The sequence below is a fragment of the Methylobacterium sp. BE186 genome, from assembly GCF_031457035.1.
GTDB lineage: Bacteria > Pseudomonadota > Alphaproteobacteria > Rhizobiales > Beijerinckiaceae > Methylobacterium > Methylobacterium segetis.
On the sequence record NZ_JAVDVV010000005.1, the window covers coordinates 200,949 to 215,097 of the forward strand.

15 protein-coding genes and 1 other RNA gene are annotated in these 14,149 nt (G+C 70.5%); 8 read left to right on the plus strand and 8 right to left on the minus strand.

The window, feature by feature from the left end:
• Positions 1-92: 92 nt before the first annotated feature.
• The 4 genes from J2X36_RS08070 to J2X36_RS08085 form a co-directional block, all read right to left on the minus strand.
• On the minus strand, positions 93-719 hold the full coding sequence (locus J2X36_RS08070; protein ID WP_310348084.1) for a GNAT family N-acetyltransferase: 627 nt from the start codon (positions 717-719) through the stop codon (positions 93-95).
• 197 nt (positions 720-916) lie between these two features.
• Positions 917-1,183: a 50S ribosomal protein L27 gene (gene rpmA / locus J2X36_RS08075; RefSeq protein ID WP_132256381.1), complete on the minus strand. Its 267-nt coding sequence runs from the start codon at positions 1,181-1,183 to the stop codon at positions 917-919.
• Positions 1,184-1,226: 43 nt separating this feature from the next.
• Positions 1,227-1,559, minus strand: a complete 333-nt coding sequence (rplU, locus tag J2X36_RS08080) for a 50S ribosomal protein L21 (protein WP_109891637.1) — start codon at positions 1,557-1,559, stop codon at positions 1,227-1,229.
• Positions 1,560-1,751: 192 nt separating this feature from the next.
• Positions 1,752-3,296 carry a helicase HerA-like domain-containing protein gene (locus J2X36_RS08085; protein WP_310348090.1) on the minus strand — a complete coding sequence of 515 codons (1,545 nt, stop codon included), beginning with the start codon at positions 3,294-3,296 and terminating at the stop codon, positions 1,752-1,754.
• 141 nt (positions 3,297-3,437) lie between these two features.
• Between J2X36_RS08085 and J2X36_RS08090 the strand changes: the two genes are divergently transcribed.
• A complete protein-coding gene (locus J2X36_RS08090) occupies positions 3,438-3,824 on the plus strand; it encodes a DUF2267 domain-containing protein (protein ID WP_132256387.1) in 387 nt (128 codons plus the stop codon).
• 206 nt (positions 3,825-4,030) lie between these two features.
• Positions 4,031-5,050: a GNAT family N-acetyltransferase gene (locus J2X36_RS08095; RefSeq protein WP_132251953.1), complete on the plus strand. Its 1,020-nt coding sequence runs from the start codon at positions 4,031-4,033 to the stop codon at positions 5,048-5,050.
• Positions 5,051-5,053: 3 nt separating this feature from the next.
• Here J2X36_RS08095 and J2X36_RS08100 read toward each other — a convergent pair whose 3' ends face one another.
• The 3 genes from J2X36_RS08100 to J2X36_RS08110 are packed head-to-tail and all read right to left on the minus strand — an operon-like array spanning position 5,054 to position 7,778.
• Positions 5,054-5,923 (minus strand): SDR family oxidoreductase, encoded by an 870-nt coding sequence (locus tag J2X36_RS08100; RefSeq protein WP_132251956.1) that lies wholly within the window; start codon positions 5,921-5,923, stop codon positions 5,054-5,056.
• On the minus strand, positions 5,920-7,056 hold the full coding sequence (gene queG / locus J2X36_RS08105; RefSeq protein WP_310348356.1) for a tRNA epoxyqueuosine(34) reductase QueG: 1,137 nt from the start codon (positions 7,054-7,056) through the stop codon (positions 5,920-5,922). The genes J2X36_RS08100 and queG overlap by 4 nt, the downstream gene beginning before the upstream one ends.
• A 29-nt stretch (positions 7,057-7,085) precedes the next feature.
• Entirely contained in the window at positions 7,086-7,778 is a 693-nt protein-coding gene (locus J2X36_RS08110; protein WP_132251958.1) for a glutathione S-transferase family protein, read from the minus strand.
• A 245-nt stretch (positions 7,779-8,023) separates the two neighbouring features.
• On the opposite strand from J2X36_RS08110, the gene J2X36_RS08115 reads away from it, so the two are divergent.
• The 4 genes from J2X36_RS08115 (at position 8,024) to J2X36_RS08130 (ending at position 11,977) form a co-directional block, all read left to right on the plus strand.
• Entirely contained in the window at positions 8,024-8,827 is an 804-nt protein-coding gene (locus tag J2X36_RS08115) for an undecaprenyl-diphosphate phosphatase (RefSeq protein ID WP_132252069.1), read from the plus strand.
• A gap of 134 nt (positions 8,828-8,961) precedes the next feature.
• Positions 8,962-10,830 (plus strand): methylmalonyl-CoA mutase subunit beta, encoded by a 1,869-nt coding sequence (locus tag J2X36_RS08120; RefSeq protein ID WP_310348095.1) that lies wholly within the window; start codon positions 8,962-8,964, stop codon positions 10,828-10,830.
• A 143-nt stretch (positions 10,831-10,973) separates the two neighbouring features.
• A complete protein-coding gene (locus tag J2X36_RS08125; RefSeq protein WP_310348097.1) occupies positions 10,974-11,354 on the plus strand; it encodes a hypothetical protein in 381 nt (126 codons plus the stop codon).
• Positions 11,355-11,545: 191 nt separating this feature from the next.
• A complete protein-coding gene (locus tag J2X36_RS08130) occupies positions 11,546-11,977 on the plus strand; it encodes a hypothetical protein (RefSeq protein ID WP_310348101.1) in 432 nt (143 codons plus the stop codon).
• Positions 11,978-12,065: 88 nt separating this feature from the next.
• On the opposite strand, the gene J2X36_RS08135 is transcribed toward J2X36_RS08130, so the two are convergent.
• Positions 12,066-13,604, minus strand: coding sequence for a YifB family Mg chelatase-like AAA ATPase (locus tag J2X36_RS08135; RefSeq protein ID WP_310348104.1), 1,539 nt, complete (start codon positions 13,602-13,604; stop codon positions 12,066-12,068).
• Between the two features lie 117 nt (positions 13,605-13,721).
• On the opposite strand from J2X36_RS08135, the gene J2X36_RS08140 reads away from it, so the two are divergent.
• Positions 13,722-13,982, plus strand: a complete 261-nt coding sequence (locus J2X36_RS08140) for a PepSY domain-containing protein (RefSeq protein ID WP_132251971.1) — start codon at positions 13,722-13,724, stop codon at positions 13,980-13,982.
• A gap of 52 nt (positions 13,983-14,034) precedes the next feature.
• Positions 14,035-14,130, plus strand: an RNA gene (gene ffs / locus J2X36_RS08145) — signal recognition particle sRNA small type.
• Positions 14,131-14,149: the final 19 nt, after the last annotated feature.

Here is a 14,149-nt window from a genome sequence, read left to right on the forward strand (position 1 = left end):
CGTCATCGGGTCGACGCCCGCGCGGTCGTGCGCGGACGCGTTGGGGCAAGGTGTGGGCCGGGCGGCCGGAATGCCAGGGCGCCCGGCCGTGATCATGCGTGGACGGCCAGGAGCACCGACCGCTCGGAGAAGGCCGCTCCCTCGCCGCCATTCCGGCGCTGCCACATCCGCCTGTCGAGGCGGAAGCGGTCGACCGGAAGGTCGCCGCCGCGCGCCGGGAACGGCGCGAGCGCCGTGTCCTCATGCGCGAAGCCGCACTTCTGGAGGACGCGCCGGGACGCTGCGTTCTCGACGCGGGCGGCCGATGTCAGCACCCGGCCCGGCGTATAGGCGAAGTACGCCTCCACCATCGCACCGACCGCCTCGGTCACGAGGCCATTGCCCCAGTGCGGAGCGCCGAGCCAGTAGCCGAGATGGGGGCCGGCCGCCGTCGGATCGGGCTCGATCGCGACGATGCCGATCAGACTCTGCGGGCGACCGCGCGGGGCGATCGCCATCACGAGGGAGCGGCCCTCCGTGTTGCCCCAGCGTGCCTTGACGATGAACCCGTCCACCGTCGTCCGGTCGAGCGGGTGCGGGATCCGGGCCGTCATCTCGGACACGGCCCGGTCGCCGGCGAGGTCCACGATCGCCTCCGAATCGGCGGCACAGGGCCAGCGCAGCCAGAGCCGGCGGGTCTCCAGGCGGAAGACGTCGTCGCGGGTGAGATCGGGGAACATCGTCGCGGGCTCCGGTCGCGGGCGGACAGACCGCCTCAGGCCTTCGGACGAAGAAAGGGGAAGATGGCATCCCATCCTCCCCCGCATTCCGTTCGCAACCCGGGCCCTGTGTCGGGCCCTCGAGGGAGCTTCGGATCCGCCGGTTCGGTGTAGGACACCGGCGGGAAGCTCCTTCGTCCGTCGAGCTTGCCAGCCGTTTACTCGGCCGCCTCTTGCACCGGTACGACCGCTACGAAGGCGCGGCCGCGCTTCGTCTCGAAGCGGACGCGGCCGTCGGTGAGGGCGAACAGGGTGTGATCCTTGCCCATGCCGACGTTCGTGCCGGGGTGCCACTTGGTGCCGCGCTGCCGGATGATGATGTTGCCGGCGATCACGGCTTCCGAGCCGAACTTCTTGACGCCGAGGCGCCGGCCTGCCGAGTCGCGGCCGTTGCGGGACGAGCCGCCTGCTTTCTTGTGTGCCATGGAAATCTACTCCGGATTCGAGGGAGATCGCGGCGAGCGGAGCTCAGCCCTTGGCGCTCTTCGAGCCGGCGTCGATGCCGGTGATGCGCACGACCGTGTGGTGCTGCCGGTGGCCGCGCTTGCGGCGCGAGTTCTGCCGGCGGCGCTTCTTGAAGGCGATCACCTTCTTGTCCCGGCCGTGGGAGACGATCTCGCCCGTGACGCTGATGCCCGACAGGAGCGGCGCGCCGACCTGGGTGGCGTCTCCGTCCGTGAACAGCAGCACCTCGCCGAAGGTGACGCTGGAGCCCGCCTCGCCCTCGAGGCTGGCGATGGTGATGGTGTCGTTGGCGGCGACGCGGTACTGCTTGCCGCCGGTCTTGATGACTGCGAACATCGTTCTCTCTCGTGTTCCGATCGGCCTCCGGGGTCGCCCCCTGGACCGGCTTTTTATCAGTTCGTCCCGACCGGCAGGGTGGCCCGCGGCGAAACGCGAAACGCGCGGACTTCTGCGAGGAAGCCGCGCGTGGTGGCCGGTGGATAGGCCGGAGCGGTCGCGATTGTCAATCTCGCGTGCCCGGCCGACGCCCTACTTCTTCATCAGGCCGCCGAGCACGTTGCGCAGGATGGCGTTGCCGACCTGGGTGCCGACCGAGCGCGCCATGGAGCGGGCGGCGTTCGTCACCACCTGCTCGGCAAGGCTCGGAGGCGGCCGGCGCCCGCCCTTGCCCTGCGGCGCGGGCTTCGAGCCGAGAACGCCGCCCAGCATCCCGCCGAGGCTGCCGAGCAGACCGCCGAGGCCGCCCTCAGACCCTTGCGCGGCCTCCGCCGGCGCCGAATCGAGGCCCTTTCGCTTGGCGAGCATCTCGTAGGCGCTCTCGTTGTCGACGGTCTCATCGTACTTGCCGCGCAGCGGGCTCCTCGCGACGAGGTCGGCGCGCTCGGCAGGGGTCAGCGGGCCGACACGTCCCTGCGGCGGCGCGACCAGCGCCCGTTCCACCACCGAGGGCGTTCCTTTCGCCTCCAGGAAGCTCACGAGCGCCTCGCCGACGCCGAGTTCGGTGATCGCCTTGGCGACATCGAAGCCGGGATTCTGCCGGAAGGTCTCGGCGGCGGCCTTCACGGCGCGCTGGTCGCGGGGGGTGAAGGCGCGCAGCGCGTGCTGCACCCGGTTGCCGAGCTGGCCCAGCACCGTCTCCGGAACGTCGAGGGGATTCTGCGTCACGAAGTAGACGCCGACGCCCTTCGAGCGGATCAGGCGCACGACCTGCTCGACCGCATCGAGGAGCGGCTTCGGGGCGTCGTTGAAGAGGAGATGCGCCTCGTCGAAGAAGAAGACCAGCTTCGGCTTGTCGAGGTCGCCGACCTCAGGCAGTTCCTCGAACAGCTCCGACAGCATCCACAGCAGGAACGACGCGTAGAGGCGCGGCTTCTGCATCAGCTTGTCCGCGGCCAGGACGTTGACGAAGCCCCTGCCCTCGCGGTCCGTGCGCATGAAGTCCGAGAGGTTCAGCGCCGGCTCGCCGAAGAACTTGTCGGCCCCCTGGTTCTCCAGCATCAGCAGTTGGCGCTGGATCGCGCCGACGCTCGCGGCCGAGACGTTCCCGTAGGTGCCCGAGATCTCCTTCAGGTTCTCGGTGAGGAAGGTGAGGAGCGCCCGCAGGTCCTTGAGGTCGATGACCGGCCACTGGTTCTCGTCGGCCACCCGGAACGCGATGTTGAGGACGCCCTCCTGCGTGTCGTTGAGTTCGAGGAGCCGCGCCAGCAGGAGCGGGCCCATCTCCATCACGGTGCAGCGCATCGGGTGGCCCTGCTCGCCGAACAGGTCCCAGAAGACGGTCGGGAATCGGTCGGGCTCGTAGGTGATCCCGAGTTCCTCGGCCCGCTTCACGAAGACGGGCTTCGCCTCGCCGGGTGCGGCGAGACCCGAGAGATCGCCCTTGATGTCGGCGGCGAAGACGGGGACACCCGCATTCGAGAACCCCTCGGCCATGACCTGCAGGGTCACGGTCTTTCCGGTGCCCGTCGCGCCCGCGACGAGGCCGTGGCGGTTGGCGAGGCGGAGCGTCAGACGCTCGGGCTTGCCGGTGTCGCCGCTGCTCTTGCCGATGAGAATTGTGCCGTCGTCCGCCATCGCGCCCTCGCCCGATCGATTGCGCTCAAGGTTATGCCGCCGGGGCGATCCGTTTTCCAGATCTTGTCCCCGCGGCGGCTTGATTTCGCAGGGCGCAGGCCCGAAGGACGTGGGATACCGTACCCTCAGGAGCCCGCCCCGATGGAAGAACTGATTGCCCGCGTCACCGCCCGCACGGGCCTGGACGCCGCGACGGCGCAGACCGCGATCGGCCATATCCTCGCCTTCCTCCAGAAGGAGGGCCCGGCAACCGAAGTGAGCCAGCTTCTCGCCGCGATGCCCGGCTCCGAGAGCCTGATCGCCGAGTCGAACGGGACCGAGGGTGGCGGCGGCCTGATGGGCATGCTCGGCGGCATGATGGGCGGCGGTGTGATGGCGCTCGGCCAGAAGCTGATGTCGGCCGGCGTGCCGATGGGCCAGATGCAGCCGCTCGGCCAGGAGCTCTTCGCCTACGGCCGCGAGAAGGCCGGCGAGGACGTGATGGGGCCGATCGTCGGCTCGATCCCCGGCCTCAACCAATTCGTCTGAGCCGCCCCGCCCGCCCGCGAACGCTTCGGCGGCTACGCGTTCGGGGCCGGTTCCGGACCGAGCCGCAGCGGCTGCCAAGTCCTTGATGCGCAAGGCGTGCGGCCGTCATAAAAGCGTGCGCGCTTCGTGGTGTTGTCGCATCCGCGAGGCCGGGGCCTTCCATCCCGGGGGGTAGGCCCCGCCGACACCCGAGGGCAGGCTGAACCATGGTCGCGAATTTCGCGCGGGGCGCTTCCGCGGCTTGGCTGAGCGGCTGGGAGAAGGGCGTGAACGGCCCGATCACCCGGCTGAAGCAGCGGAGCGCCGCGGTCGGCCTTCCCGGCTTCGGCGGCCGCAGCCTGATCCCGCCCGGCGCCACGCCGATCCGCTTCGGCGAGCGTTTCCGGGCACCCCTCGCCACTCCCGGCCTCGATCCGAGTCTCGGGCGCATCGGCAGCCTCGAGGTGCGGCTCGCCACCCGGAAATCGGAGGTGCGCCGCGCCCAGCGTCTGCGCTTCCGCGTCTTCTACGAGGAGATGTCGGCGATCCCGAACGGCATGGCGATGCTCTCGCGCCGGGATGTCGACGATTACGACGCGATCTGCGACCACCTCCTCGTCATCGACCACGCGGCGACCGAGGCGAAGCCGTTCCGCAAGGCGCGGCCGAAGGTGGTCGGCACCTACCGCCTGCTCCGGCAGGACATGGCGGACCGGCATTTCGGCTTCTACACGGCCGGCGAATACGACATCGCGCCGCTCCTCGCCGCCAATCCCGGCAAGCGGCTCCTCGAGCTCGGGCGCTCCTGCGTCCTGAAGCCCTACCGCACCAAGCGCACGGTCGAACTCCTCTGGCACGGCATCTACGCCTACGTGCTGCACCACCGGATCGACGCGTTGATCGGCTGCGCGAGCCTGGAGGGCACCGACCCCCAGCGGCTCGCGCTGCCCCTGAGCTTCCTGCACCATCACGCCCGCGCAGCCGAGAATTGGTGCGCGCAGGCGCTGCCCGGTCGCTACGTGCGCATGGACCGGCTCGCCCGCGAGTCCGTCGATCCGAAGGCGGCCCTGCAGGCGCTGCCTCCGCTGATCAAGGGGTATCTGCGGGTCGGCGCGACCTTCGGCGACGGCGCCGTGGTCGATCACCAGTTCGGCACCACGGACGTGTTCGTGGTGCTCCCCGTCACCGCCATCGCGGCGCGCTATCTCGGCCATTTTGGGCCTGCCGCGAACCGTCACGCGGCCTGAGCGTCACGCGGCCGCGTCGTCCTTCAGCGCGGCGAGACCCTCGCGGTAGGTCGGGTAGCGGAGCGCCACGCCGAGGTCCTCCCGCAGCAGGCGGTTCCGCACCCGCTTGTTCTCCCCGTAGAAGCTGCGCGCCATCGGGCTGAGATCCGCCGTCTCGAAATCGACGGTCGGCGGTACCGGCAGGCCTGCGAGACGGGCGGCGTATTCCGTGACGACTTGCGGCGGTGCGGGCTCGTCGTCCGTCACGTTGTAGACCGCGCCGCTGCGGGGCTTCTCCAGCGAGGCCGCGAGCGCCGAGGCGATGTCGTCCACGTGGATGCGGTTGAAGACCTGCCCCGCCTTGACGATCCGCTGCGCCTTGCCCTCGCGCAGCTTTACGAAGGGGTTCCGGCCCGGGCCGTAGATCCCGGAAAGCCGAAAGACCTGCACCGGCTTTTCGGTCTCCGCTCCGAGCGCGAGCCAAGCCCGCTCCACGGCGAGCCGTTCCTTCGAGCGGGCGCTGCGGGGGGCGGCTTCGGTCATCTCGTCGATCCAGGCGCCGCCCTGGTCGCCGTAGACGCCGATCGTCGAGAGATAGCCGATCCAGGCGATCCGGCTCGCCCGGATGGCGTCGGCGTAGCGGGCGAGCACTGTGTCGCCGTGCGGGCCGGGCGGGGCCGAGATCAGCAGAGCGTCGGTGTCGGCAAGGTCATCCGCGATGCGCGGATCGTCCGTTTCCGGCCCGAAGGCCCTCACGGGAAAGCCGGCCTCGGCCTCGATCGCGCGCGCCTTGTCCGGGTCCGTCACCGTGGCACGGATCGCGGCGAAGCGGGCCCGCTCGCGCTCCGCGAAGTGGCGGGCGCTGAAGCCGAGGCCGAAGACGAACAGGTTCATGAAGCTGGGGTCTCCCCGTCAGAAGCCGCGAGCACGGCACGCCACTCCTCGCGGACATGCGCGTCCGCCTCGTCCTTCCCTGATCGGGCATGCAGGCCGGCGCAAGCCTCGGGGCCGAGCAGGCGCCCGCAGGCCCAGACGGCCATCCCGCGCACGATCGGCGCCGGATCGTCGAGGCAGCGCGCGGCCTCGGCGGCGAGTGCCGGATCACCCGAATTCCCGATCGCGATGAGAACGTTGCGCAGGAAGCGGTCGCGGCCGGTACGCTTCACCGGCGTATTCGCGAAGAAGTGCCGGAAGGCCGCCTCGTCGAGGCGGGCGAGCTCGCGCAGGGCGGGGGCGCCGAGATCCTCCCGCGCGGCGAGCCGGCCCTCGTGCGCGGCCTCCGCAAACTTGTTCCAGGGACAGATCGCGAGGCAGTCGTCGCAGCCGAAGACGCGGTTGCCCATCGGCGCCCGGAACTCGGCGGGTATGGGGCCCGTGTGCTCGATCGTCAGGTAGGAGAGGCAGCGGCGGGCATCGAGGCGGAACGGATCCGGGAAAGCCGCGGTCGGGCAGATGTCGAGGCAGCGGCGGCAGGTGCCGCAATGCTCCGGCTCCGGCGTGTCGGGCTCGAGATCGGCCGCGCTGTAGATCGCGCCGAGCAGCAGCCAATTGCCGAAGTCCCGCGAGACGAGCACCGTGTGCTTGCCCTGCCAGCCGAGGCCCGCGGCCTCCGCCAGCGGCTTCTCCATCACCGGCGCGGTGTCGACGAACACCTTCACCGGCCGTCCGGACTTGGCCGAGAGCAGGCCGCCGAGCTCCTTGAGCTTGCCCTTCATCACCTCGTGATAGTCGCGGCGCTGGGCGTAGGCCGCGATGGCGCCGCGGTCGCGCCGGCCGAGGATGTCGAGCGGGTTCGTCTCGGGCGCGTAGCTCATCCCGAGCATCACGACGCTGCGCACCTCCGGCCACAGGCCCGCGGGCGCGGCGCGCGCCTCCGCTCGCTCCTCCATCCAAACCATCTCGCCGTGCGAGCCCGAGCCGAGCCAGGCCGAGAGGCGTCCGGGCAGGTCGGGCACGGAATCGGGGCGGGCGACCCGCAGGATGTCGAAGCCGAGGGCGTGGGCGCGGGCCTCGACGAGGCGACGCAGGTCCGCCCCGTCGAGGAGGCGTCGGGCGTTCAGAAATCCAGGTCCGCGTAATGGTCGGCCGGCGCCATGCCCGGTACCCGGTCGGCCAGCAGCGCGCGGAAGGACGGGCGCGACTTCAGCCGCGCGTACCAATCCCTCGCGATCTCGCTCTCGTCCCATGGCACGTCGCCGAGATAGTCCACGCAGCTCAAGTGGGCGGCCGCCGCGAGATCCGCATAGGTCAGATGGTCGCCCGCGATCCAGCGGCGGCGCTCCATCAGGTAGCCGATATACTGGAGGTGATAGCGCACGTTGATGCGCGCCGCGCGAATGGCGTTCATGTCCGGCGGGCCGCCGCCGTCCGCGCTCGTCATGAAGCGCTTGGAGATCTTCTCCAGGACCAGATAGCCCGTCACCTCGGCGTGGAACTTCACGAGGAACCAGTCGAGCAGGCGCCGCACCTCGACCCGGTCGGGCGTCGCCTCGGGCAGGAGCCGGCGGCCGCTGAGGCCGAGCCCCCGCGTCTCGTCGAGATACTCGGCGATGATGCCCGCACCCGGCACCGCGAGACCGGTCTGCTCCACGAGGACAGGCGTCGTGCCGGCCGGGTTGATCAGGAGGAACGCCTCGCGACGCTCCCAGGCCCGCTCCTCCACGAGGGTCGGCTCCATGCCCATCTCGGCGAGGACGAGGCGGATGAAGCGGGAGTTGGGGCAGAAGGGAGAGTGGTGAAGCGTCGCCATCGAGGCCGAGATCGGACGGGGGGAAGTGCCGGCGGGACGCGCCCAGCGCATGGCCAAGGCGGACCGTACGCGGGATGAGAGTTATTGCTCGATCGTTGCCGCCTCATTAACACGCTCGAGTCGCGACGGTAACCGCCCATCAACCCTGATCGGCGAACGCTGCCGGCCGGTGCGGTCCCGCGCCGTGAACCCGTCCGCCGAGGCCCCGCGGGCCGTCCCCAGCCGAGAAGTCGAGGCACGAGATGATGGATGCGATGAGCATCACGAAGGCGGTCGTGCTCGCCGTCGTGGAAGGTGCCACCGAGTTCATCCCGGTCTCATCCACCGGCCACCAGCTCCTCGTCGGGCACTTCATCGGCTTCCAGTCGCCGAACAACACCTTCGAGGTACTGATCCAACTCGGCGCGATCCTGGCGATCCTGGCCGTGTATTTCCGCCGCCTCCTCGGCGTGGCGACGGCCCTGCCAAGCGATCCGAAGGCACGCCGCTTCGTCCTCGGAATCCTGATCGCCTTCCTGCCCGCCGCCATCATCGGCGGCATCTTCTCGAAAGCGATCAAGTACTACCTGTTCAATCCCTGGATCGTCTGCGCGACGCTCGTGGCGGGCGGTCTCGTCCTGCTCGTCATCGACGACATGGACCTCGAGGTGAAGAAGACCGACGTCTACGACTTCACCGTGCCGATGGACCTGAAGATCGGCATCTTCCAGTGCCTCGCCATGATCCCCGGCGTCTCGCGTTCGGGCGCCACGATCGTCGGGGCGATGCTGATGGGCGCCGACAAGCGCTCCGCCACCGAGTTCTCCTTCTACCTCGCGATGCCGACCATGGCCGGTGCCTTCGCCAAGGATCTCCTCGACAATTACAAGAACCTCTCGCGGGACGATGCCGGCCTGATCGTGATCGGCTTCGTGGTGGCCTTCCTCTCGGCGCTCTTCGTGGTGCGCACGGTGCTCGACTACGTCTCCCGCCACGGCTTCTGGTTGTTCGCGTGGTGGCGCATCATCGTCGGCTCGCTCGGCTTCGCGGGATTGATCATCCTCGGCTGAGGGCGCGATCGGTCTTCATGGCGATTGCCTCCGCCGAACGCTCGTGCCAGGGCTCTGGCCGAGACTTGGCAGGATGACATGGCGGGCGAGCTGTCACGCCCATGCGCCTGCCCCAGACCGCGCAGGGCCTTTCGATGGAAGACAGACCGCTCGCCGACCTTTTCGAGCCCGCCACCCGCGAGCGTTGGCTCGGCCTCGTCGAGGGCGTCCTGAAGGGCGCCGATTTCGAGAAGCGCCTCGTCTCGAAGACCGCAGACGGCATCCGGATCGAGCCGCTCTACGACGCGGCCGAGGCTCCCGCCCAGCCGACGCGCGCCCCCGGCCCCTGGCGCGTCGCCCAGCGCGTCGACCATCCGGACGCGGCGGCCGCCGGCGCCCAGGCCCTCGCTGATCTCGAAGGCGGCGCGGATGCGCTGACGCTGGTCTTCGCCGGCGCGCGGGCCGCACGCGGCTACGGCCTCACCGCGACGAGCGTCGAGGATCTCGACACGGCGCTGAAGGGCGTGATGCTACCGCTGATCGGGCTGCGGCTCGATGCGGGGGCCCGCGGCCAAGAGGCAGCCGCCCTCGTCAAGGCGCTCGCCGAGCACCGCGGCGACGCGCTCGCGGATCTCGACCTCGATCTCGGCATCGACCCGATCGGCACGCTCGCCGCGGCCGGCACCCTCGGGGCGGTGTGGGACGAGGTGGCGCCGACGCTCGCGGCGACGCTGACGGATTTCGACGCCGCCGGCTTCAGGGGCCGCGCGCTGCTGGCGGATGGTCGCCCTTACCACGAGGCGGGTGCCAGCGAAGCGGCCGAACTCGCCGCGATCCTCGCGACCGCCGTGGCCTACCTGCGCGCGCTCGAGGCCGGGGGCCACGATCTCGGGCGGGCTCGGGACGCGATCGCCGTGCTGCTGGTGGCCGACGCCGACGAGTTCCTGACCGTGGCGAAGTTCCGCGCCATGCGCCGCCTCTGGGCGCGCGTCGAGGCGGCCTGCGGGCTCGACCCGAAGCCGCTGCGCCTGCACGCCGAGACGGCTTGGCGAAACATGACGCGCCGCGACCCCTTCGTGAACATCCTGCGCGCGACGATGGCCTCCTTCTCCGCCGGCATCGGCGGAGCCGATTCGGTGACGGCCCTGCCCTACACGCAGGCGCTCGGGCTGCCCGACGGCTTCGCCAGGCGGGTCGCCCGCAACAGCCAGATCGTTCTCATCGAGGAGTCGAGCCTTGCCAAGGTCTCCGATCCGGCGGCCGGAGCGGGCGGGTTCGAAGCGCTGACCGCGGAACTGACCGACGCCGCCTGGGACGCGTTCCAGACGATCGAGCGCGAGGGTGGCATCGTCGCGAGCCTCAGCCTCGGCAAGCTGCAGGGCCGGATCGACGAGATGCGCCAGACCCGCGCGCGGAACGTCGCGACTCGGCGCGAGGCGCTCACGGGCGCAACCGAATTCCCCTTCCTCGCGGAGAAGCCGGTCGCCGTGCTCGACGTCGCGCCCGTCGCGGCTCCCGGCGGCGCGGGCTTCGGCGCGGGCGAAGCCGTGGCCTGCGAGGCCTTGCCCTCGTCCCGCCTCGCCGAGCCCTACGAGGCGCTGCGCGATGCGTCCGACGCCTATCTGCTGAAGACGGGGCGGCGCCCCACCGTCTTCCTGGCCAATCTCGGCCCCCTCGCCGCCTTCAACACGCGGGCGACCTTCGCGGCGAACGCCTTCGCCGCCGGCGGGATCGAGGCGGTGGGCGATGGCGGCTTCGCCGACGCCCCCTCGCTCGCGGAGGCCTTCGCCTCGTCCGGGGCGCCCCTCGCCTGCATCTGCTCATCGGACAAGATCTACGAGGAGCAGGCTCTCGCCGCAGCCGAGGCGCTCGCCGCGACGCGGGGTGCTACGATCTACCTCGCCGGGAAGCCCGCCGATCTCGTCGAGCCGCTGAAGGCGGCCGGGGTCCATGCCTTTCTCCACGCCGGCTGCGACCTCCAGGCACTGCTCACCGAAGCCTTGACGCGCGCGACCCGGACCTGAAGCTCGGCAGGCAACCTCCCGGGCGCTGACGAGTTACCGGAACGTTCAGGCGTCATGCCCGGATGTGCTGGCGCGCGTCCGGTCCGTGGCATCCGCATCACGAAGGGCCGGGCAGCCGTGCGCCGCCCCCGGACAGGGATACCATGAGAACAGCGATCATCGCCGCGGCCGCCATCGCCGTCGCCGGCATCGGAACCGCCGAGGCCGCGCGCAAGAAGGTGCAGGTTCCCAACCGCTACGATGGCAGCTGGAGCATCGAGGTCATCACCGTCGACGGTCCCTGCGACCGGGCCTACCGCTACGGCGTTCAGATCGAGCGGGGCGAGGCCCGCTACGCCGGCGGCGACTTCCAGATCTCGGGCCGGGTTGCGGCGAACGGCGCGGTGCGCGCGGTGATCTCCCGCGGAACGGACAGCGCCAGCGTCGTCGGGCGCCTCGCTCGCGACGGCTACGGCAACGGGACCTGGACGACGAACGGCGGCATCGCCTGCCGCGGCCAGTGGAATGCCGAGCGCCGGGGGTGAGTTCGGAGCTCCCGTGCAAGGGTTAAGGGAGAGTTACCGGAACCCACGGGCATCGCGTCACATGTGATCGGTCGGAGACAGAGGCAGGGCAAACACGATTTCGCGCCGATCGTCGCGTGAGAGGCCCTGTTCGTGACGCAATCGTGAGGGAATACTGGTGACGGTCTGGTTCGCATCTCAGGCTCGTCTCCATGAAAGCACTCGCTCTTGGGCTCATCGCAGCCTCTCTCGTCTCGGTCGTCGGCGCTGAGGCGCGCCCGAACGGGCGGAGCCGCATCGACGCGGCACAGGTTCTCGCTCCCTTGGAAAGGGCGGCGACCGACTGTTTCGCCGAGACGGTGATGGCCAATCCCGGCGCCATGAACCATGCCCGCGCGGGCGAGTGGTACAAGGCGGCCGGCGTGATCGGCTTTCTCTGTCGGCCCGAAGTCGATGCCATGACGGCGGCCCACGACCAGCTCTTCGGCCCCGGAAGCGGAGCGCGCTATTTCAAGGGCGGCTACGCCAAGCATCTCGACCGCGCTCTCGCGGAGCGTCTGCAGCCCTTCCTGGAGCGCAAGGCCGTGGCGAGCGCCGAGCCCCCGGTCGACCATGCGGCCGCAGGCGACGCCACAGAGCATTGATCGACGCGGCAATTTCACCCTGAATCCATTTCGGCCGCGCCTCTCGTCCTGAGCGATCGGCAAAACACCGACGGCTCGTGAGCCGAGTTCAGGCCGCGGCGGCGGGCTGCTCGCCTCGGCCCCGGTAGGATAGCGCCTCGGCGAGGTGGACGCGCCGTACCTGGGCCTCGCCGTCGAGATCGGCGAGCGTGCGCGCGACCCGCAGCGTCCGGTGGAAGCCCCGGGCCGACAGGCGCATCGTCTCCGCCGCGCCGCGGATCAGCGCGGCGCCATCGGCATCCGGAGCGGCGACGGCCTCGATGACGGGCGCCGGGCAGGTGGCGTTCGTGGTGGCAGGGGGCAAGCCGCGGGCGGCGTAGCGTACCGACTGGAGGTCCCGCGCGGCGGCGACCCGTGCGGCAACCTCCGCCGAGCCTTCGGCGGGGTGCGGCAGGATCAGATCCGCCGCCGTGACGGCGGCGACCTCGATGCGCAAGTCGATCCGGTCGAGGAGCGGGCCGGAGATGCGGGCGCCGTACTGCGCCATGCAGCGCTCGTTGGGGCCTCTCCGGCAGGCATAGCCCGGCTCGAGCCCCTGCCCGCAGCGACAGGGATTCATCGCGGCGACGAGCTGGAACCGCGCCGGATAGGAGGCCCGGTGGTTGGCCCGCGCGATCATCACCGCGCCGGTCTCCATCGGCTGCCGCAGGGCGTCGAGGGTTTGCGGGTTGAACTCGGGCAATTCGTCGAGGAACAGCACGCCGCCATGTGCGAGGGAGATCTCCCCCGGCCTCGCTCCGATCCCGCCGCCGACGAGCGCCGCCATCGAGGCGGAGTGGTGCGGCTGCCGGAACGGGCGACGGTTGGAGAGCGCACCCTCCCGTAACTCGCCCGCCACCGACTGGATCATCGACACGTCGAGGAGTTCGCGGGGCGTCAGGGGCGGGAGGATCGACGGCAGTCGCGCTGCGAGCATCGACTTGCCGGCGCCCGGAGGCCCGTTCATCAGCAGGTTGTGGCCGCCGGCCGCCGCGATCTCGAGGGCGCGCTTGGCGCTTTCCTGACCCTTGATGTCGCGCAGATGCGGCATCGGGCCGGCCGGCGCCGCGATTGAGGGCTCCGGGCGGGCCATGATCTGGCTGCCCTTGAAGTGGTTGGCGAGCTGGATGAGCGAGCGCGGCGCCAGCACGTCGAGGTCCCCGCCCGCCCACGCCGCCTCGGACCCCGTCGTGGCGGGGCAGATCAGGCCCTGGCCGCGCGCGTTCGCGGCCATGGCGGCCGGCAGCACGCCGTTCACCGCCGTGATCGTCCCATCGAGCGCGAGTTCGCCCAGCACGCAGTAGCCGCCCAGCGCGTCGGCCGGCAGCGCGCCGATCGCCGCCATCACGCCGAGGGCGATCGGCAGGTCGTAGTGCGAGCCCTCCTTCGGCAGATCGGCCGGCGCGAGGTTGACGGTGATGCGCTTGGCCGGGAGCGCGAGGCCGGAGGCGATGAGGGCGCCGCGCACGCGCTCCCGCGATTCGGCAACGGCCTTGTCGGGAAGGCCGACGACGGTGAAGGAGACGGAGCCGGGAATGATCTGAACCTGCACGTCGACGGCGCGCGCCTCGATCCCCTCGAAAGCGACGGTGGCGACGCGGGTGACCATGGGCGGATGTCCTCGGGAAGCGTGACCGAGGGTAGGGATCGTTCGTTGCGGACGCAACGAGGGAACCGTGTCGGTCCTCGTTGGTTCATCGGCCGCCAACCACGAGAGGAAACCGCCATGCGTCCGATCACCGCCGCCCTCGCCCTTGCCCTCGCGACCGCCGCCTGCGGCGGGGCGCTTGCCGACGAGAAGCTCCCCCCGGACCAGCAGACCAAGGTCGAGGCCATCCTGAAGCAGGAGGGCTTCACCAAGTGGAAGGAGATCGAGCTCGACGACGGCATGATCGAAGTCGACGACGCGATCGACGCCAACGGCAAGCAGTTCGACCTCAAGCTCGATCCGAAGACCCTGGCGATCGTCAAGCGCGAGGCCGAATGAGCCTGGGCGGGCGCGGCTTGCGTTCGCGGCGGCGCCCGGCCATATAGGCGGCGGGAGGTTGGTGAGGGACGTTTCACTCGCCAACCGGGTCAGGTCCGGAAGGAAGCAGCCCTAACGAGACCGAGCGGGTCTTTGTCAGCCTCCCACCCGTTTCCACCGCCGGCGCG